We start from the raw sequence: 20070 nt of genomic DNA, 5'->3' as shown, positions 1-20070 counted from the left end.
CAATATTGAAACTTTCAATCGTGGCCAGATCCGCTGCCGCCGTGATTCGTCCCAAAAGCCTGATCGATCTCTGGTTGGGTGCGCAATTGCGCCAGTTGCGCAAGCGCCAGGGCCTGTCCCTGGCCGAGGTGTCCGAGGCCTGCAACGTGTCGCTGGGCATGCTCAGCCAGATCGAGCGGGGCCTCAGCGCGCCGTCGCTGCGCGCGCTGCAGGCGCTGTCCCGCCTGTACGGCGTCTCCATCGATGCCTTGCTGCGCAATGCCGGGCAGGACGGCGGCGACACCGACGGGCACGTGCTGCGCGCCGGACTGCACCGCCGCATCGACAGTCTCGACCGGGGCGTCTCCAAAGAGGTTTACACCCCGCCGCGTTCCAGCACGCTGGACCTGTGCCGGGCGGTGCTCGCCCCAGGCGGCGCCAGCGGCGACGAACTGTTCGTCACCGACACGCACGAGCAGGTGGGTCTGGTCGTGCGCGGCGAACTCGATCTCTGGATCGGCCAGCGCGTCGTGCGCCTGCGGTCCGGTGACAGCTTCTGCTATGCGGGCAACGAGCCGCGCCGCTGGTGCAATCCCGGCGATACCGAAACCGAAGTCATCTGGGCGATCAGCCATTCGGCCTCCCAGGTGCCGGCCAGCCCGCCCCCGTCACCGGACGCGGGCGGCAGTTCCATCCCAACAGATCAGCAAGGGGAATCACCATGAAGTTCAAGACTCTGACGATGGCCGCCATGATGGCCGCCGCGGTTCTGGCCGGTGGCGCCGCGCAGGCGCAGCAGGCACTCAAGGTGGGGTCGACGCCGACCGGCAGCCCGTTCACCTTTCTGGATACCAAGACCAACACCATCCAGGGCGTGATGGTGGACATCACCAATGCCATCGCCAAGGACGCGGGCTTCAAGGCCACCATCGAGCCGATGCAGTTCTCGGCGCTGATCGGCTCGCTGACGTCCAAGCGGATCGACCTGATCTCGGCGGCCATGTTCATCACGCCCACGCGCAAAGAGGTGGTCGATTTTTCCGAGCCGATCTACGCGTACGGCGACGGCATGGTGGTGCCCAAGACCGATGAAAAGGCCTACAAGGGCTATGCGGACATGAAGGGCATGACCGTCGGCGTGCAGGTCGGCACGGCCTTCGTCGAGCCCATGCAGAAAAGCGGCATCTTCAAGGAAGTGAAGCTGTACGAATCCACGCCCGACATCATGCGCGACGTCAATGCGGGTCGTCTGCAGGCGGGCTTTCTCGATTTTCCGATCGCGGCCTACGCCATCAACCAGGGCAGCTATCCCAACCTGAAGATGGTGCGCAGCTACCAGCCCGCCGTCACCTCCAGCGTGGGCATCGCCACGCGCAAGGACGACAAGGCGTTGCTGGCCAAGGTGAACGCCTCGCTGGCCAAGCTCAAGAGCAGCGGTGAACTGGACAAGATATTGAAGAAGTGGGGGTTGGACTGAGCCGGGGCTGGCCATGACCCAATTCTTCAATGATGCGGCGCAGTTCCTGCCGATCCTGCTTCAGGGCGCGTGGCTGACCGTGGTGGTGGCCGCGGGCTCCCTGATCTTCTCCACGCTGCTGGGGTTGGTCTGGGCGCTGATGCGGGTCAGCAACATCCCGGTGCTGGCCAGGATCAGCGCGGGCGTCATCAACGTGCTGCGCGGCATTCCCATCATCGTCCTGCTGTTCTACATCTACTTCGTGATGCCGGACATCGGCATCGCGCTGACGGCCACGCAGGCGGCCATCATCGGGCTGGGCATCGCCTATTCGGCCTACCAGGCCGAGAACTACCGGGCGGCCATCCAGGCGGTGGACGAGGGGCAGATCGAGGCGGCGCAGGCCATGGGCATGGGCTGGTGGCTGACGATGCGGCGCGTGGTGTTGCCGCAGGCCTTCAAGACTATGCTGCCGCCGTACGGCAACATCATGATCATGATGCTGAAGGACTCGTCGCAGGCCTCCACCATCACCGTGGCGGAGCTGGCGCTGCAAGGCAAGATGATCGCCGTCGCCACCTTCAAGAACTCCACGGTGTTCTCGCTGGTGGCCCTGATGTATCTGGTGATGTGCGTGCCGCTCATCCTGTTCGTGCGGCACATGGAAAAAAGGAGCGCGAAGCGATGAGCATGATCCGCGTGGAAGGCTTGCGCAAGCGCTTCGGCGACCTGGAGGTGCTCAAGGGCATCGACGTCGCGGTGCAGAAAGGAGAAGTGGTCTGCGTCATCGGCCCGTCGGGGTCGGGCAAGTCCACCATCCTGCGCTGCATCAATGGCCTGGAGCGTTATGAGGGCGGGACCATCAGCGTCGACGGCGTGAAGGTCGACCGCGACGATCCGTCCATCGTGTCGATACGCACGCAGGTCGCCATGGTGTTCCAGCGATTCAATCTGTTCCCGCACCGCACGGCGCTGGAAAACGTCGTGGAGGGGCCGATCCATGTGAAGAAGGAGCCGCGCGCGCAGGCGCTCGAACACGGCCGGCAATTGCTGGAGCAGGTCGGGCTGGCGGACAAGGCCGATGCGTATCCGCCCCAGTTGTCCGGCGGGCAGCAGCAGCGCGTGGCGATCGCACGCGCGCTGGCCATGCGGCCCAAGGCCATCCTGTTCGACGAGCCCACGTCCGCACTGGATCCGGAACTGGTGGGCGACGTGCTGCGCGTGATGCGCAGCCTGGCCGAGACCGGCATGACCATGATGGTGGTCACGCATGAAATGGACTTCGCGCGCGAAGTCGCCGACCGCGTGCTGTTCTGCGATGGCGGCGTGGTCGTCGAGCAGGGGCCGGCGCGGGAAGTCCTGAACCATCCGCAGCACCCGCGCGCGCAGGATTTCCTGCGGCGTGTGCTGCACCACTTGTGAGGCCATCCGTCATGTCGCAGCAAGCTCCTTTTCCCCTGTCCGCGTCGTTGTGGGCGGCCACCGCCGCCGCGCCGCCGGCCACCGGGCCGCTGGCCGCGGGCGCGCACCGCGCCGACGTGCTGGTGATCGGTGGCGGCTATGCCGGCCTGAGCACGGCGCTGCACCTGGCCCAGCAGGGCGTGGACGTAATGGTGCTGGAGGCCCGCGAGATCGGTTTCGGCGGCTCCGGGCGCAACGGCGGGCAGGTGATTCCCGGCCTGAAATACGACCCCGACGATCTGCTGCGCATGTATGGGAGCGACGCGGGCGAACGGCTCATCCAACTGGTTGGCAGTACGCCCGGGCTGGTGTTCGACCTGATCGAGAAGCACGGCATGGACGTGCCGCGTGCCCGGGCCGGCTGGATCCAGGGCGCGCACACCGAGGCCGCCCTGAGGACGGCCGCCAGCCGCGTGGCCCAGTGGGCGCGCCACGGCGCCGACGTGCAGGAACTGGATCGCACCGAAACCGCCCGTCTGCTGGGCACGTCGCGCTACCTGGGCGGCTGGGTGGACCGCCGCGCCGGCACGGTGCAACCGCTGTCCTACGCACGGGGTCTGGCGCGCGCGGCCCTGGCCGCGGGCGCGCGCGTGCATACAGACTCGCCGGTGACGGGGCTGCAGCGCAATGGGTCGCAATGGACGGCAAGCACCGCCAGCGGCGGACAAGTCTCGGCGGGCCGTGTGGTGATGTGCGCCAATGCCTATTGCGGCGACCTGTGGCCGGGGCTGAAGCCGTCCATCATCGACGCCAACACCTACCAGGTGGCCACCCAGCCGCTGCCGCCCGAGGCGCGAGCCAGCATCCTGCCCCAGGGGCATGTGTCCTCGGATACGCGCAACCTGTTGCTGTACTTCCGGCTGGACCACGAGGGCCGGCTGCTGATGGGTGGTCGGGGACCGTTCCGCGAGCCCAAGGGGCAGGCCGATTGGGCGCATCTGGAGCGCGTGCTGGTCAAGCTGTTTCCGCAGGCTGCCGGCGTGCCGATCCAGTTCCGCTGGTGCGGCCGCGTGGCCGTCACGCGCGACTATCTGCCGCACCTGCACGAACCCGCGCCGGGCCTGCTGGTGGACATCGGCTGCCAGGGGCGCGGGGTAGGGCTGCAGACCGCCATGGGCCGGGCCATGGCGCAGTACGTGGTCAGCGGCGACCGCCAGGCGCTGCCCCTGCCGGTGACCGGCATCAAGCCGTTTCCGCTGTACGGCCTGCGCCGGTTGTACGTCGGCGCGGTGGTGAGCTGGTATCGGATGACCGACGGCGGAGTCTGAGGGCGGCGCAGGGCCGGCTTCAGGCCGCCGCCGTCGTGGCGGGGGGAAACGTCACCTCGACGCAGAATCCCCGGTTCTCCAGCCCATCGCAGCACTCGATGCGCGCACGGTGCAACTGCGCGATCTGCGCCACCAGCGAAAGCCCGATGCCGCTGCCGCGCGTGACGGTGCCTTGCGCGCGATAGAAGCGCTGGAAAATGCGATCGCGCTCGTTCTCCGGTACGCCAGGCCCGTTGTCGGCGATCCGCAGCAAGGCGCCGCCCTCCTGGCGGGGGCCGCAGCTGACGTCGATGCGCCCGCCCTCGGGCGTGTAGCGCAGCGCGTTGTCGACCAGATTGCTGACCAGGATGCCCAGCGCGTCCAGGTCGCCGTGTATCGTGCAGGGTTGCACGTCCAGCACCACGCGCTGGCCCTTGGCGCGCGCGGCCGATTCATGGTCGCGCACCATCAGCGCCACCAGCGCGGCCAGTTCGACGGGCTCGTTCGAGGCGTGTTCCAGTGCGTCCAGCCGGGCCTGGTCCAGCAACTGCTCGGACAGCCGCGTGGCGCGGCGCGCCGCCGTCAGCAGCTTGTCCAGCGCCTGGTCTTTTTCCTCGATCTGCGTGGCGCCGCGCGCCACCTCGGCCTGCGTGGTCAGCACGGCCAGCGGCGTGCGCAGTTCGTGCGCCGCATCGGCGATCAGGCGCCGTTCGCGGTTCAGGGCCGTATCCAGGCGCGCCAGCAGGCGGTTGATGGATTCGATCAGGGGACGCAGCTCGATGGGCGTGTCCCGCGTCGGCAGCGGCGCCAGGTCGAAGGGGTCGCGTTTCTGCATGGCGCCGCGCAGGCTGTCGATGCTGCGCAGGCCGTGCCGCAGCACGCAGAACACGGACAGGCTGAGCAGCGCGAACAGGATCGCCGTGGCGTTCAAGCTTTCGCGCATCCAGAGATGGAACTCGGCGCGGCGTTTGCTGATGGGGTGGCCCACCTGGACCTGCACCAGGTTGTCGCGGTCGTTCAGTGAATAGACGCGCCAGGGCTCGTTGTTGATCTCGATGTCGGTGTAGCCCAGCCGGTCCGTGCCGCCCGCGATGGACGTAGGCGGCGCGCCGGCCGAGCGCAGCGTCATGGCGTGCGGCTCGTCCAGTTGCCACACCTGGAAGGTCAGGCCGTCGGTGTCCTGCTTGCTGCGGGTCATGTTCTCGGGCAGGCGAAACCCGGTGGATCCGTTGGCGGGCGCCATGGGGCCGGGCAGGGACAGCAGCACCTTCTGGGCCACGTCCTCCAGGTCGGCGTCCCACTTGCCCGTTTGCTGGCGCCCCATTTCCACGGCCTGCATGGTGAACCAGGCGCCCCAGTTCAGCAATACGGTCAGCAATAGGGCCAGCAAGAGGCGGCGTTTCAGGGAACTGGCGCGACGGTCGCGGGGGGCGCAGGCCGTGCCACAGGCGGGCATGGCGGCGGGAGCGCCGGTCTCTTCGCCGTCCGCGGTGCGATACGGCGTGTCGCTTGCCATGGGCGCGGCGTCGGCCGGGACGCCTTCATGGATACGGCCTCGCCTGCAGCCTTGCCTGAGCCATGCGCGAAAGCTCATGCCCCGTCCTCGGGAATCCGGTAGCCATAGCCGTGCACGGTCTCGATCAGCCCGTCGCCCAGCTTGCGCCGCAACTGGTGCACGTATACCGCCACCGTATTGCTTTCGATGGTGCCGTGCCCGCCGTACACCGCGTCTTCCAGCTGCTCGCGCGTGACGGCGCGGCCGCGGCGCTCCAGCAGGGCCAGCAGCGTGCGGTACTCGTTGGCGCTGAGCGACACGGGCGTCTCGCCACGGCGCACCACGCGCGCCGCCGGATCGACGACGACGTCGCCGTGGCGCAGCAGCGGCGACACCTGGTTGCTGCTGCGGCGGATCACCGCGCGCAGCCGGGCCAGCAGCTCTTCGAGCTGGAAGGGCTTGATCACGTAGTCGTCCGCGCCGGCGTCCAGGCCGCGGATGCGGTCGCTGAGCTGGTCGCGCGCCGTCACCAGCAGCACGGGCGTGGTGTCGTAGGCGCAGCGCAGCGCGTGCAGCACCGTCAGGCCGGATTCGCCGGGCAGGCCGACGTCCAGCAGCACCGCGCGATAACGGTGATCGATCAGCGCCACGCGCGCCGCGGCCGCGTCGCGCACCCAGTCCACCTCGGCCGACAGCCCGCGCGCCAGGCCGGCCTGCATGGCCTCGCCAAGCATGGGGTCGTCTTCCACCAGCAGGATCTGCATCGTCGATCGGGTTCCGTAAATGATGATTGCATGACACCGTCCATGCGGTGCGTCCAGGCCGCAGTGTGAGGCCCGGCAGTTAAAAAGAATTTAAAGCCGTGGCCCCAGAATCTGCGGGATCGGGCGCCACACGGGGTGGTTTTGCCGGATATTACGGGGAAATGCCATGAAACGACGTTTGCCGGCCCTGGCCGGCCTGCTGCTCGCGGGCGCGGCGCTGCCGCAAGCGTATGCGCAACAGAACTTTATCGGTATCGGCGCGGCCGTCGTGCCGCGCTACGAGGGGTCGGACGAATACCGCGTCCGGCCGGTGCCGCTGGTCAATTACGAGAACGGCCCGTTCTTCATCTCGCCGCGCGGCGGCATGCCCTCGCTGGGCCTGAAGATGAAGGCGCTGCCGGACGTCACCATCGGCGCGTTCGTGGGCCTGAACATGGGCCGTGACGAAGACGATGCCGACCGGCTGCACGGCATGGGCGACATCGACACCCATGCCACCTATGGCGGCTTCGCCGAATGGACGCCGGGCCGCTTCAAGCTGGGCGCGGCCTATGCCCAGGCGGCCAAGAGCGGCTACGGCGGCTCGCTGGAACTGAGCGCGTCCTACGCCCTGGTGCAGACCCAGCGCGACCGCCTGAGCCTGGGCGTCAGCACGGTCTGGTCCAACGACGACGCCATGCAGACCTGGTTCGGCGTATCGCAGCGCCAGGCCGCGCGCAGCAACGGCCACCTCAGTGCGTATGACGCCGGCTCGGGCTTTCGTAACGCGTCGCTGTCCGCCACCTGGATCCACAACGTCAGCGGCAACTGGAGCGTCATGAGCACGGCCGGCGTACGCACGCTGCTGGGCGACGCCAAGGACAGCCCCCTGGTCGAGCGCAAGACCAGCGTCTATGGCGCGGTGGGCGTCATCTACGCGTTCTGACCAACTGGCCCCGTTTTACCCGGGCGCATCTTTGCCCGATAAATACCGCTTCGCTACCTTGAGCTTGAAACGCTCGTCGTACTTCGCCATGTAAAAACCCCTGAAGGTCGGACCAATGTCCAGCTTTCAGGGGTCAGTTCATGCCGGCGGGCGGTTTTTCACGGGTAATGCCAGGCTCAGTCACCCAGCTTGCCGCGTTGCTGCCGCACCTTGGCCAGCGTTTCCTCGAACTGGGCCAGGCGGCCCTTTTCCTGCTCGACCACCGCGGCGGGCGCGCGCTCGACGAAGCTGGCGTTCGAGAGCTTGCCATTTGCCTTGGCGATCTCACCATCCAGGCGGGCGATTTCCTTGTCCAGGCGCACGCGTTCGGCGGCCACGTCGACCTCGACGTGCAGCATCAGGCGCGACTGGCCCACCACCTGCACCGGCGCGCCGGCGTCCGGCAGCACGGACACCACGTCCACCTGGCTCAGCTTGGCCAGCGCGGCCAGGTAGGGGCCGTTGCGGGTCAGCGTGGCGGCATCGCCCTCGGCCACCAGCGGCACGCGCTGGGCAGGCGACAGGTTCATCTCGCCGCGCAGCGCGCGCACGGCCTCGATCTGCAGCTTCAGCTCGGCCACCTCGGCTTCCGCCGCCGTGTCGATCGCCTCGGGATTGGGCACGGGGTAGGGCTGCACGCTGACGCTGGCAACCTCGCCCACCGCGCGCTTGCCGGCCACCACCGAGACCTTCTGCCACAGCTCTTCCGTGATGAACGGAATGACCGGGTGCGCCAGGCGCAACACCGCTTCCAGCACGCGGATCAGCGTGCGGCGCGTGCCCAACTGCTGGGCGGGCGTGCCCGACTGGATCTGCACCTTGGCCAATTCCAGGTACCAGTCGCAGTACTCGTCCCACACGAAGCGGTACAGCGCGTTGGCGATGTTGTCGAAGCGGTAGTCGGCGTAGCCCTTGGAGACGTCGGCTTCCAGGCCCTGCAGCGCGCTGATGATCCAGCGGTCGGCGAAGGACGTTTCGCCTTGCCCGCCCGTCGCCAGGTCATGGCCCTCGGTGTTCATCAGCACGAAGCGCGTGGCGTTCCACAGCTTGTTGCAGAAGTTGCGGTAGCCCTCGCAGCGCTTCAGGTCGAAGTTGATGTTGCGGCCCAGCGTGGCGTAGGCGGCCATGGTGAAGCGCAGCGCGTCGGTGCCGAACGCGGGAATGCCGTCCGGAAACTGGCGGCGCGTCGCCTTCTCGATACTGCCGGCCTGCTTGGGATTCATCAGGCCGAAGGTGCGCTTTTTAACCAGGCCTTCCAGGTCGATGCCGTCGATCAGGTCGACGGGGTCGAGCGTGTTGCCCTTGGACTTGCTCATCTTCTGGCCTTCCGCGTCGCGGATCAGGCCGTGCACGTAGACGTGCTTGAAGGGGATCTCGCCCGTCATGTGCAGGGTCATCATGACCATGCGCGCCACCCAGAAGAAGATGATGTCGAAGCCCGTGACCAGCACGCTGGAGGGCAGGTAGCGGCGCAGGTCGGCGGTGTCTTGCGGCCAGCCCATGGTGGTGAAGGGCACCAGCGCCGACGAGAACCACGTGTCGAGCACGTCGGCGTCGCGCGTCAGGGGGCCGTCGACACCGGCGGCGCGTGCCTGCGCCTGCGCGTCGGCCTCGTCGTAGCCGACGAACACTTCGCCGTTCGGGCCGTACCACGCCGGGATCTGGTGGCCCCACCACAGTTGGCGCGAGATGCACCAGTCCTGGATGTTTTCCAGCCACTGGTTGTAGATGGTGGTCCAGTTTTCGGGGAAGAACTGCACGCGGCCGTCGGCCACGGCGTCCAGCGCGACCTGCGTGATGCTCTTGCCGGGATTGCGCGTGCCTTCGGGCGCGGGCTTGCTCATGGCCACGAACCACTGGTCCGTCAGCATGGGTTCGAGCACGACGCCTGTGCGGTCGCCACGCGGCTGCATCATCTTGTGCGCCTCGACCTTGACCAGGTAGTCCTTCTGCTGCAGCTCGGCCACCACGGCCTCGCGGGCCACGTAGCGGTCCATGCCCTGGAACTGGGCGGGGCCGTTCTCGTTGATGTGCGCGTCCAGCGTGAAGATCACGATCAGCGGCAGATTGTGGCGCTGCGCGCAGGCATAGTCGTTGAAGTCATGCGCGCCGGTGATCTTGACGCAGCCCGTGCCGAATTCGGGATCGACGAAATCGTCGGCGATGATCGGGATGTTGCGGTCGCACAGCGGCAGTTCGACCTGCTTGCCGACCAGGTGCTTGTAGCGCGGATCATCGGGGTGCACGCACAGCGCGCCGTCGGCCAGCATGGTCTCGGGCCGCGTGGTGGCGATGGTCATGCCGCGCAGCGTGACCGTGTTGCCTTCCTTGTCGGTGATGGTCTGCGGGCCGTCGACGAAGGGGTAGAGGATGTGCCACATGTGGCCGTCGGTCTCTTCCGACTGCACTTCCAGGTCGGACACGGCCGTCAGCAGCTTGGGGTCCCAGTTCACCAGGCGCTTGCCCCGATAGATCAGGCCCTGCTTGTACAGGCGCACGAAGGTCTCGACCACGCCGCGCGACATGCGCTCGTCCATGGTGAAGTATTCGCGGGCCCAGTCGGCCGAGGCGCCCAGACGGCGCACCTGGCTGGTGATGGTGCTGCCCGACTGGCCCTTCCATTCCCAGACCTTCTCCACGAACTTCTCGCGGCCCAGGTCGTGGCGCGACACCTTCTGGGCGTCGAGCTGGCGCTCGACCACGATCTGCGTGGCGATGCCGGCGTGGTCCGTGCCGGGCACGAACACCGTGTCGTCGCCGCGCATGCGGTGATAGCGCACCAGGCCGTCCATGATGGTCTGGTTGAACGCGTGGCCCATGTGCAGGGTGCCCGTGACGTTGGGCGGCGGGAACTGGATGACGTAGGGTTTGGGGTCGGTCCCTGTTTCTACGTGCCGGCCACCCTCGAAGTAGCCGCGGCGCGCCCATTCGGCGTACCAGCGGGATTCGATGTCGGAGGGTTCGAAACTCTTGGACAGTTCCGGTGTCTCGATGGAGGCGGTCCCGGCGTCGGGGGTCTCGGGGCGATCGGCAGCTTGGGTCATTACGGGTTCCGGCAATACAGGGGGCTCGGCCAGGGGGATGGCCAGCCAAACCGTCGATTTTAAGATGTAAATAGGTTCTTTTCGGCGTGCTAGAATGCCGGGTTACTGTAAACCAGTTCGAAGTATCTGTTTTCTTTACAGAAAACGCGCAGAAAACCCAAAAAACCCCCGAGCTTTCCGGAGTACTCATGTCCAACCAACGCACCCTCTCGATCATCAAGCCCGACGCCGTCGCCAAGAACGTCATCGGCCAGATCGTCAGCCGCTTCGAAGAAGCCGGCCTGAAGGTCATCGCCGCCCGTCTGACGCAACTGTCGCGCGCCGATGCCGAGCGCTTCTACGCCGTGCACGCCGCCCGCCCGTTCTTCAAGGACCTGGTCGACTTCATGGTCTCCGGCCCCGTGTTCGTGCAGGTCCTGGAAGGCGCCGACGCCATCCAGAAGAACCGCGACCTGATGGGCGCCACCGATCCCAAGAAGGCCGAGAAGGGCACCATCCGCGCCGACTTCGCCGACAGCATCGACGCCAACGCCGTCCACGGCTCCGACGCTCCGGAAACGGCCGCTGTCGAAATCGCCTTCTTCTTCCCCGAAATCAACATCCACAGCCGTTGATTTCTCGCGGCTCCGTCATGGGGCCGCTCAGCAAGACACTGCAAGACATGGAATCCGAACGCATCAATCTGCTGGGCATGGATGCCGCGGCGCTGTCCGAACTGGTCGGGCAGTGGGGCGGCAAGCCTTTTCGCGCTCGTCAGTTGCAGCGCTGGATGCACCAGCGCGGCGCCGATTCGTTCGACGCCATGTCCGACCTGGCCCGCGAATTCCGCGGCCAGCTGTCGCAACACTGCCGTATCGAGGCGCTGCCGGTCAACACCGAGCAGCGGTCCTCCGACGGCACCCGCAAGTGGCTGTTCGACGTGGGCCAGGGCAACGCCATCGAAACGGTGTTCATCCCCGAAGACGATCGCGGCACGCTGTGCGTGTCCAGCCAGGCGGGTTGCGCCGTCAACTGCCGTTTCTGCTCCACCGGCCACCAGGGCTTCAACCGCAACCTCAGCACCGCCGAGATCATCGGCCAGCTGTGGTGGGCCAAGCGCGTGCTCGAGGCCGACGCCGGCACGGCGCGCCTGGCGGGCAGCAAGGCTTCGGCCGACACCGACACCCGCGTGGTCAGCAACGTCGTGATGATGGGCATGGGCGAGCCCCTGCTCAACTACGAGCAACTGTTGCCGGCGCTGCGCCTGATGCTCGACGACAATGCCTATGGCCTGTCGCGCCGCCGCGTCACGGTGTCCACCTCGGGCGTCGTGCCCATGATGGACCGCCTGTCGCAAGACTGTCCGGTGGCGCTCGCCGTGTCGCTGCACGCGCCCAACGACGCGCTGCGCGACGAGCTGGTGCCCCTGAACCGCAAGTACCCCCTGAAGTCGCTGCTCGACGCGTGCGAGCGTTATCTCGCCCATGCGCCGCGCGATTTCATCACTTTCGAATACTGCATGCTGGACGGCATCAACGATACCGACCAGCACGCCCGCGAGCTCATCGACGTGGCCCGCCAGGTCCGCTGCAAGCTCAACCTGATTCCGTTCAACCCGTTCCCGGCCTCCGGCCTGAAGCGTTCGCCCTCGGCGCGCGTCAAGGTGTTCGCGCAGCGCCTGATGGACGCGGGCATCATCACCACGGTGCGCAAGACGCGCGGCGACGACATCGATGCGGCCTGCGGGCAGCTTGCCGGCGAGGTGCGCGACCGCACCCGCCTGGCCGAACGCAACGCGCGCGCCGGACGCACCATTCCGATCGCACAGGTGAACGCATGACGCAGGAATCCGTGCCTACGCCGGCGGCAGCGCCGGCGCAGGCGGCCAATGTACCGCCCACCGTCGGGGGCGCGCTGCGTGCGCTGCGCACGGCGCGCGGCTGGTCGCTCGAAGACGTCTCCACGCGCATCAAGTTCTCGCCGCGCCAATTGCAGGCCCTCGAGGAAGAACGCTGGGAGTCGCTGCCCACCGGCGTGTCGCTGCGTGGCCTCATCCGCAACTATGCGCGTCTGCTGGGCGCCGATGGCGACGTCATCGCGGCCTCGCTCGACGGCGTGGCGCCGCCCGCCGCGCCGGGCCGGCCCCCGGTCAATGGCGTGCATCCGCGCACGGGCGCGGGCCTGTCCATCGAAGACGAACGCGCGCCCACCAGTTCCTGGGGCTGGCTCATCGCCATCCTGGCCGTGGTGGCCATCGCCGTCGCCTATGCCTTCTGGCAAGGCTGGCTGCCGCAGGAGTGGCTGTCGTTCCAGTGGCTGGCGCACGTCATCACCCAATAAGCCGCAACGATGCAGGAGTCCGTCATGACCACCAGCCAGGATGATCTGCCCCCGCCCGACGTCGGCGCGGGCAAGCGCCGCGTCACGCGCGCCGTGAAGGTGCAGTGGAACGACCGCGTGGTCACCGTGGGCGGCGGCGCGCCGGTGGTGGTGCAGTCCATGACCAACACCGATACGGCCGATGCCATCGCCACGGCCATCCAGGTCAAGGAACTGGTCCAGGCGGGTTCCGAGGTCGTGCGCATCACGGTCAACACGCCCGAGGCCGCGCGCGAGGTCGCCGCCATCCGCGAGCAGCTCGACCGCATGGGCGTGTCCGCGCCGCTGGTGGGCGACTTCCACTACAACGGCCACAAGCTGCTCACGCAGTTTCCCGAGTGCGCGCAGGCGCTGTCCAAGTACCGCATCAATCCGGGCAACATGGGCGGCGGCAAGCGCCGCGACGACAATTTCGCGCAGATGATCGAAGTCGCCTGCCGCCACGACAAGCCGGTGCGCATCGGCGTCAACTGGGGCAGCCTCGACCACGAGCTGATGGCGCGCAAGATGGACGAGAACAGCCGCCGTTCGCAGCCCTGGGAAGCCCAGGCCGTCATGCGCGACGCGCTGGTGGTGTCGGCCATCTCCAACGCCCGGCGCGCCGAGGAACTCGGTCTGGCCGGCGACAAGATCATCCTGTCCTGCAAGGTCAGCCACGTGCAGGACCTCATCGCGGTCTACCGCGACCTGTCCGCGCGCTGCGACTACCCGCTGCACCTGGGCCTGACCGAGGCCGGCATGGGCAGCAAGGGCATCGTGGCGTCCACCGCCGCGCTGGCCGTGCTGCTGCAGGAAGGCATCGGCGACACCATCCGCATCTCGCTCACGCCCGAGCCGGGCGGCGACCGCGCCCGCGAAGTCATCGTCGCGCAGGAAATCCTGCAGACGATGGGCCTGCGCGCCTTCACCCCGATGGTGGTGGCGTGTCCCGGCTGCGGCCGCACCAGCAGCACCTTCTTCCAGGAACTGGCCGACAGCATCCAGTCGTACCTGCGCCGCCAGATGCCCGTCTGGCGCGCCCAGTATCCCGGCGTCGAATCCATGAACGTGGCCGTCATGGGCTGCGTGGTCAATGGTCCCGGCGAAAGCCGCCATGCCGACATCGGCATCAGCCTGCCCGGTACCGGAGAGGTCCCGGCCGCGCCGGTCTTCATCGACGGCGAACGCACGGTCACGCTCAAGGGCGACCACATCGCCCAAGAGTTCCAGGCCATCGTCGAAGACTACGTCGCGCGCCGCTACGGCGCCGTGGCGGCCCACTAGAACAAAGGAACTGGCTGTCCGGCGCGTCCGTTGCATGCGGGCGTCCGGCAGCGCGACACAGATGACGCAAGCCTTCCAGAAAGTCACCGCCATTCGCGGCATGAACGACCTGCTGCCCGGGGCCAGCGCCCGCTGGGAGCAATTCGAGGCCATCGTCCGAGACTGGCTGCGCAGCTACGGCTACCGCAACGTGCGCACCCCGGTGCTGGAAAACACCCGCCTGTTCACGCGCGGCATCGGCGAAGTCACCGACATCGTCGAGAAAGAGATGTACACCTTCACGGATGCGCTCAATGGCGATTCGCTGACGCTGCGCCCCGAAATGACGGCCGGCATCGTGCGCGCCACCATCGAGCACAACCTGCTGTACGACCGGCCGCACCGTGTCTATTCCATCGGTCCCGTGTTCCGCCACGAGCGCCCGCAGCGTGGCCGCTACCGCCAGTTCCACCAGATCGACGTCGAGGCCCTGGGCTTCGCCGGTCCGGATGTCGATGCCGAGCTCATCGTCATGCTGGGCCGCCTCTGGAAGACCCTGGGCCTGACCGACGTGCGCCTGGAGCTGAACTCGCTGGGCCTGCCCGCCGAGCGCGCCGAGCACCGCGCCGCGCTCATCGCCCACCTGGAAAAGCACCAGGACATCCTGGACGAGGACGGCAAGCGCCGCCTGTACACCAATCCGCTGCGCGTGCTGGACACCAAGAATCCCGCCATGCAGGAAATGGCCGACAGCGCCCCGCGCCTGTTCGACTTCCTGGGCGACGAGTCGCGCGCGCACTTCGACGGCGTCTGCCAGCGCCTGGCCGACGCGGGTATCGAATACCGGCTGAACCCGCGCCTGGTGCGCGGTCTCGACTACTACAACTCCACCGTGTTCGAGTGGGTCACCGACCGCCTGGGTTCCCAGGGCACGGTGTGCGGCGGCGGCCGCTACGACGGCCTGGTCGAGCTGCTGGGCGGCAAGCCCGCGCCCGCCGTGGGCTTCGCCATCGGCGTCGAGCGCCTGCTCGACCTGTGGGAACAGACCGTGCCGGCTGAACCCGTCCCCGAATGCGAGGTCTACATCGTGCACCAGGGCGAGCAAGCCCAGCGCCTGGCCGCCAAGGTCTCCGAGACCCTGCGCGACGCCGGCCTGGACGTCATCGTGCACGCGGGCGCCAGCAGCTTCAAGGCCCAATTCAAGCGCGCGGATGCCAGCGGCGCCCGGGTTGCGGTTATCCTTGGCGGCGACGAAGTGGCCAACCAGACCGCCAGCGTCAAATTCCTCCGCCAGGCCGATCAGGATGGCGCCCAGCAGCAGGTGCCGCTGGCGCAACTGGCGGATGTACTGAATTCCAAGGGTTAAGGCAGCAATGGCATACGATCTCGAAGAACAGGAAAAACTCGACGCGCTGAAGGCGTGGTGGGCCCGCTACGGCATGCTCGTCACCATCGTGCTGGCCATCGCCGCCGTCGGCGCGGCTAGCTGGTCCGGTTGGCGCGCCTACCAAAGCTACCGCGCGAACCAGGCCATGGGCTACTTCGAGGCGCTGGAAGACGCGGCCCGCCTGGGCGGCGCCGACTCGGCCGCGCGCATCAAGGCTGCCGCGCAGACCCTGCGCAACGACTATCCCTCCACCGGCTACGCTGGCCGCGCTGCGCTGATCGCCGCGCAGGCGCTGGGCGACCAGAAGGATATCGACGGCGCACGCCAGCAGCTCGAATGGCTGGCGGGCCAGTCCAAGCAGGCCGCGCTGCAGCCCGTGGCGCGCCTGCGCCTGGCGGGCCTGCTGCTCGACCAGAAACAATACGACCAGGCGCTGAAGCAGCTGGAGAACCCGCCGGCCGCGTTCGCCGCGCTGTATGCCGATCGCCGCGGCGATGTGCTGGCCGCGCAGGGCAAGCGCGACGAAGCCCGCGAGGCCTGGAAGACCGCGCTGCAGGCGCTGGGCGCCGCCCACCCCCTGACGCAGATCGTGCAATTGAAACTCGACGCATTGAGCGGAGCCTGACAGTGATGCGCTTTCCCCGTTTTGGCCGCTCCTGGCGCGGCGCCCTGGTCCTGGCCGGCATCGCCGTGCTGGGTGGCTGCTCGATGTTCGGCAGCGACGACACGCGCTATGCGCCGGTTCCGCTCACCGACTACAAGGCGGGCATCTCGGTCAACGCCGCCTGGAAGGCCTCGATCGGCAGCGGTTCCGGCCTGGGCTTCGTGCCCACCGTGGTCGGCGATGCCGTCTATGCCGCCACGCCTGACGGCCGTGTCGGCAAGTTCGACCTGCTCAGCGGCCGTTCGCTGTGGCGCGTCTCGGCCGATACCCAACTGTCGGCCGGCGCCGCCAGCGATGGCCGTGTCACCGTGGTGGCCACGCCCCTGGGCCAGATCATCGCGTTCGACGACACCGGAAAGGTCAAGTGGAAGGCCCAGGCCACCAGCGAAGTCGCCGTGCCGCCCGTGGTCGGCGACGGCGTCGTGGTGGTGCGCAGCGGCGACTACCGCGTGCAGGCCTTCGACGCCAACACCGGCGACCGCCTCTGGAGCCTGCAGCGTCCCGGCCCCGCGCTGGCCCTGCGCAGCGCCGCCCAGCTGGTCATCGCCCAGGGCCTGGTCATCACCGGCCTGCCTGGCGGCAAGATGATGGCCATCAACCTGGCCAGCGGCAACGTCCAATGGGAAGGCACGGTCGCCACGCCCAAGGGCGGCAGCGACCTCGAACGCCTGACCGACGTGGTGGGCGCGCCCGCGCTGGCCGGCCGCCTGTTGTGCGCCGTGGCCTACCAGGGCCGCGCCGTGTGCTTCGACGTGTCCGCTGGCGGCCGTCCGCTCTGGAGCAAGGACTTCTCCAGTTCCACCGGCCTGTCCGTCGACGACCGCTACGCCTACTCGTCCGACCAGCACAGCGTGGTCAACGCCTTCGCGCTGGACACCGGCGCCGGCGTGTGGCGCCAGAACGCGCTGCGCAACCGTGGGCTGACCGTCCCGGCGTCGTACGGCGGCGCCGTCGCGGTGGGCGATCTCGAAGGTTACGTGCATTTCCTGTCGCGCAGCGACGGCGGCCTGCTGGCGCGCCTGTCGGTCGGCGGCGATCCCATCGTGTCTCCGCCCCAGGCCACGTCGCAAGGCGTGCTGGTGCAGACCGGCGATGGCGATCTGGTCATGATCGGCATCAAATAAACCCACCCGTTTTCTTTCGCTCTTCCAATCTACTGTGTCCTTCAAGCCTGTCGTCGCCCTGGTCGGCCGTCCCAACGTCGGTAAATCGACCCTCTTCAATCGCCTGACGCGTTCGCGCGCCGCGCTGGTGGCCGATTACGCCGGCCTGACGCGCGACCGCCACTACGGCGAGGGCAGAGTGGGCGAGATCCCGTTCATCGTCATCGATACGGGCGGTTTCGAACCCGTGGCCAAGACCGGCATCATGATGGAGATGGCGCGTCAGACGCGCCAGGCCATCGCCGAAGCCGACGTCGTCGTGTTCCTGGTCGATGCCCGTGCCGGCATCAACGCGCACGACCACGAAATCGCCCGCCTGCTGCGCAAATCCGGCCAGCAGCGCGTGGTGCTGGCGGTCAACAAGGCCGAAGGCATGGGGTCGGGCGCGGCCACCGGCGATTTCCACGAACTGGGCCTGGGCCAGCCCACCCCCATTTCGGCCGCGCATGGCGACGGCATCGTCGACCTGATCGAGACCGCGCTGCGCGATCTCGTGCCGGTCGAGAATGAGCCCGAAGCGCAGGAAGGCGAGGGCGAGCACGACCACCGCATCAAGCTGGCCATCGTGGGCCGTCCCAACGTGGGCAAGTCCACGCTGATCAACACGCTGATCGGCGAAGAGCGCGTCATCGCGTTCGACATGCCGGGCACCACGCGCGACGCCATCGAGATCGATTTCGAGCGCGACGGCAAGCGCTATACGCTGATCGACACCGCGGGCCTGCGCAAGCGCGGCAAGGTGTTCGAGGCCATCGAGAAGTTCTCCGTCATCAAGACCCTGCAGGCCATCGAGGCCTGCAACGTGGTGGTCCTGGTGCTGGACGCGCAGACCGAGGTGTCCGAGCAGGATGCCCACATCGCCGGCTTCGTGCTCGAAACCGGCCGCGCGGTGGTGGTGGCCATCAACAAGTGGGACGGCCTGAGCCTCGACCAGCGCGAGCAGATCGAGCGCGAATTCCAGCGCAAGCTGCGCTTCCTGTCGTTCGCCAACGTGCATACCATCTCGGCCTTGAAGGGCTCGGGCATCAAGCCCCTGATGAAGTCCGTCAATTCGGCCCATGCCGCGGCCTTCGCCAAGCTGTCCACGCCCAAGCTCACGCGCGAACTGCAAACCGCCGTCGAGCAGCAGCAGCCGCCGCGCAAGGGCATCTTCCGGCCGAAGATGCGCTACGCCCACCAGGGCGGCCAGAACCCCCCGCTGGTCATCATCCACGGCAATGCGCTGGACGCCATCCCGGATTCGTACCGCCGTTATCTCGAAACGCGTTTCCGCGAGGCCTTCAAGCTGGCCGGCACGCCGCTGCGCATCGAGTTCAAGTCTTCGCACAATCCCTACGCAGATCAGGAAGGTAAATGAGTCGTTACTGGAGCCCCGTGGTGGGCACGCTCAGCCCGTACGTTCCGGGCGAGCAGCCGAAGCTGACCAACCTCGTCAAGCTCAACACCAACGAGAATCCCTACGGCCCGTCGCCGCGCGCCCTGCAGGCCATGCGTGATGCGTGCGACGACGCCATGCGCCTGTATCCCGATCCCAACTCGGATCGCTTGCGCCAGGCCGCCGCGGCCAGCGCCGGCGTGCGTCCTGAGCAGGTGTTCGTGGGCAATGGGTCCGACGAAGTGCTGGCCCACGTCTTCCTGGCGTTCTTCCAGCAGCCGCAGCCGCTGCGTTTCCCCGACATCAGCTACAGCTTCTACCCGGTGTATTGCGGCCTGTACGGCGTGGTGCAGCACACCGTGCCGCTGACCGACGACTTCCGCATCGATCCGGCCGGCTATCTGCCCGACGCGGGCGATCGCGGCCCCGCCGGCGGCATCATCTTCCCGAATCCCAATGCTCCCACGGGCCGCGCGCTCGAACTGGGCGACGTCGAGCGCATCGTCGCCGCCAATCCGCAATGCGTGGTGGTGGTCGATGAGGCCTACGTCGATTTCGGCGCCCAGTCGGCGGCCTCGCTGGTCGAGCGCCACGAGAATCTTCTGGTGGTGCAGACGCTGTCCAAGTCGCGTTCGCTGGCCGGCCTGCGGGTGGGGTTCGCCATTGGTCACGAAGCGCTGATCGACGGCCTGCAGCGTGTGAAGAACAGCTTCAATTCCTACCCGATCGACCGCGTGGCCGAGGCCGGCGCGGCCGCTGCGCTGGACGACGCGGGCCACTTCGAACGCACCCGCCGTGCCGTGATGGAAACCCGTGCCCGCATGACCACGGGCCTGCAGGATCTGGGCTTCGACGTGCTGCCGTCAGCCGCCAATTTCGTGTTCGCCCGGCACCCCGCGCACGACGGCGCCGTCCTGGCCGCCGGCCTGCGCGAACGCGGCATCATCGTGCGCCATTTCAAGCAGCCGCGCATCGACCAGTTCCTGCGCATCACGGTGGGTACGGAGCCTCAGTGCACGACCTTGCTCGAAGCCTTGCGGGCACTGGTTGCGGGCTGAAATTTCTGGTGTCATCTTGCTCCCTGGGCCAAGTGGCACAGGGGGGGAAAACCCTGTAGAGTACCAATTCCGGCGTCTGCTGCCGTTATCCAAAACAAAAGGAGCCTGGCCAATGAGCAATAAAGGGCAAACTCTGCAAGATCCGTTCCTCAACACGCTGCGTAAAGAACACGTGCCCGTGTCCATCTACCTCGTGAACGGCATCAAGCTTCAAGGGCAAATCGAATCTTTCGATCAGTACGTGGTTCTGCTGCGCAACACGGTTACCCAGATGGTGTACAAGCACGCCATCTCCACCGTGGTTCCTGCCAGGGCCGTCAATTTCCAGGTGGAAGTTCCTGCTGAATAACCCGCCTGTTCCGGTAGTACCCCCTATTGCCCGCCGCGCGTTTCGCGCAGGCGGGCATTTTCGC

At 67.4% G+C, this 20070-nt stretch carries 19 protein-coding genes; 16 read left to right on the top strand and 3 right to left on the bottom strand.

Annotated elements, in window-relative coordinates:
* The first annotated feature begins 20 nt into the window (after positions 1 to 20).
* Genes A7W11_RS24315 through A7W11_RS24295 form a run of 5 tightly spaced genes read left to right on the top strand, consistent with a single transcriptional unit; the run spans position 21 to position 4164 of the window.
* Complete coding sequence (locus A7W11_RS24315) at positions 21 to 704, top strand: helix-turn-helix domain-containing protein (protein WP_066420295.1); 684 nt, start codon at positions 21 to 23, stop codon at positions 702 to 704.
* Entirely contained in the window at positions 701 to 1456 is a 756-nt protein-coding gene (locus A7W11_RS24310; RefSeq protein WP_066420294.1) for an ABC transporter substrate-binding protein, read from the top strand. Before A7W11_RS24315 ends, A7W11_RS24310 begins: the two co-directional genes overlap by 4 nt.
* A gap of 13 nt (positions 1457 to 1469) precedes the next feature.
* Positions 1470 to 2123, top strand: a complete 654-nt coding sequence (locus A7W11_RS24305; protein WP_066420293.1) for an amino acid ABC transporter permease — start codon at positions 1470 to 1472, stop codon at positions 2121 to 2123.
* A 2-nt stretch (positions 2124 to 2125) separates the two neighbouring features.
* The gene (locus A7W11_RS24300; RefSeq protein ID WP_066421721.1) at positions 2126 to 2857 is read left to right on the top strand and encodes an amino acid ABC transporter ATP-binding protein; all 732 of its coding nucleotides are present in this window, start codon (positions 2126 to 2128) and stop codon (positions 2855 to 2857) included.
* An 11-nt stretch (positions 2858 to 2868) separates the two neighbouring features.
* On the top strand, positions 2869 to 4164 hold the full coding sequence (locus A7W11_RS24295; protein ID WP_066420291.1) for an NAD(P)/FAD-dependent oxidoreductase: 1296 nt from the start codon (positions 2869 to 2871) through the stop codon (positions 4162 to 4164).
* 19 nt (positions 4165 to 4183) lie between these two features.
* Here A7W11_RS24295 and A7W11_RS24290 read toward each other — a convergent pair whose 3' ends face one another.
* Together A7W11_RS24290 and A7W11_RS24285 are read right to left on the bottom strand one after the other, a co-directional pair.
* A complete protein-coding gene (locus A7W11_RS24290; RefSeq protein WP_235816962.1) occupies positions 4184 to 5737 on the bottom strand; it encodes an ATP-binding protein in 1554 nt (517 codons plus the stop codon).
* Entirely contained in the window at positions 5734 to 6402 is a 669-nt protein-coding gene (locus A7W11_RS24285) for a response regulator transcription factor (RefSeq protein WP_066420289.1), read from the bottom strand. Before A7W11_RS24285 ends, A7W11_RS24290 begins: the two co-directional genes overlap by 4 nt.
* 166 nt (positions 6403 to 6568) lie before the next feature.
* Here A7W11_RS24285 and A7W11_RS24280 point away from each other — a divergent pair, with 166 nt between their 5' ends.
* Entirely contained in the window at positions 6569 to 7327 is a 759-nt protein-coding gene (locus tag A7W11_RS24280) for a MipA/OmpV family protein (protein WP_066420285.1), read from the top strand.
* A gap of 176 nt (positions 7328 to 7503) precedes the next feature.
* On the opposite strand, the gene A7W11_RS24275 is transcribed toward A7W11_RS24280, so the two are convergent.
* A complete protein-coding gene (locus A7W11_RS24275; RefSeq protein WP_066420284.1) occupies positions 7504 to 10410 on the bottom strand; it encodes a valine--tRNA ligase in 2907 nt (968 codons plus the stop codon).
* Between the two features lie 188 nt (positions 10411 to 10598).
* Between A7W11_RS24275 and ndk the strand changes: the two genes are divergently transcribed.
* The 10 genes from ndk (at position 10599) to hfq (ending at position 20006) form a co-directional block, all read left to right on the top strand.
* On the top strand, positions 10599 to 11024 hold the full coding sequence (gene ndk / locus A7W11_RS24270; protein WP_066130635.1) for a nucleoside-diphosphate kinase: 426 nt from the start codon (positions 10599 to 10601) through the stop codon (positions 11022 to 11024).
* Positions 11025 to 11071: 47 nt separating this feature from the next.
* Entirely contained in the window at positions 11072 to 12229 is a 1158-nt protein-coding gene (gene rlmN, locus A7W11_RS24265) for a dual-specificity RNA methyltransferase RlmN (RefSeq protein WP_066421716.1), read from the top strand.
* Positions 12226 to 12729, top strand: coding sequence for a helix-turn-helix domain-containing protein (locus A7W11_RS24260; RefSeq protein WP_066420283.1), 504 nt, complete (start codon positions 12226 to 12228; stop codon positions 12727 to 12729). Before rlmN ends, A7W11_RS24260 begins: the two co-directional genes overlap by 4 nt.
* Positions 12730 to 12753: 24 nt before the next feature.
* Entirely contained in the window at positions 12754 to 14031 is a 1278-nt protein-coding gene (ispG, locus tag A7W11_RS24255) for a flavodoxin-dependent (E)-4-hydroxy-3-methylbut-2-enyl-diphosphate synthase (RefSeq protein ID WP_412778747.1), read from the top strand.
* Positions 14032 to 14092: 61 nt separating this feature from the next.
* Positions 14093 to 15376, top strand: a complete 1284-nt coding sequence (hisS, locus tag A7W11_RS24250) for a histidine--tRNA ligase (RefSeq protein ID WP_066421713.1) — start codon at positions 14093 to 14095, stop codon at positions 15374 to 15376.
* A gap of 7 nt (positions 15377 to 15383) precedes the next feature.
* On the top strand, positions 15384 to 16022 hold the full coding sequence (locus A7W11_RS24245) for a YfgM family protein (RefSeq protein WP_066420279.1): 639 nt from the start codon (positions 15384 to 15386) through the stop codon (positions 16020 to 16022).
* 2 nt (positions 16023 to 16024) lie between these two features.
* Complete coding sequence (bamB, locus tag A7W11_RS24240) at positions 16025 to 17185, top strand: outer membrane protein assembly factor BamB (protein WP_173678837.1); 1161 nt, start codon at positions 16025 to 16027, stop codon at positions 17183 to 17185.
* Positions 17186 to 17219: 34 nt separating this feature from the next.
* Positions 17220 to 18581: a ribosome biogenesis GTPase Der gene (der, locus tag A7W11_RS24235; protein WP_066420275.1), complete on the top strand. Its 1362-nt coding sequence runs from the start codon at positions 17220 to 17222 to the stop codon at positions 18579 to 18581.
* Entirely contained in the window at positions 18578 to 19657 is a 1080-nt protein-coding gene (gene hisC, locus A7W11_RS24230) for a histidinol-phosphate transaminase (protein WP_066420273.1), read from the top strand. Before der ends, hisC begins: the two co-directional genes overlap by 4 nt.
* Positions 19658 to 19769: 112 nt before the next feature.
* The gene (hfq, locus tag A7W11_RS24225; RefSeq protein WP_003810707.1) at positions 19770 to 20006 is read left to right on the top strand and encodes an RNA chaperone Hfq; all 237 of its coding nucleotides are present in this window, start codon (positions 19770 to 19772) and stop codon (positions 20004 to 20006) included.
* Positions 20007 to 20070 lie beyond the last annotated feature (64 nt).

The organism is Bordetella ansorpii, from assembly GCF_900078315.1.
GTDB classification, from domain to species: Bacteria; Pseudomonadota; Gammaproteobacteria; order Burkholderiales; family Burkholderiaceae_B; genus Bordetella; species Bordetella ansorpii.
The sequence above is the reverse complement of the archived record's forward strand: the minus strand, read 5'-3'. Positions and strand labels throughout refer to the sequence as shown.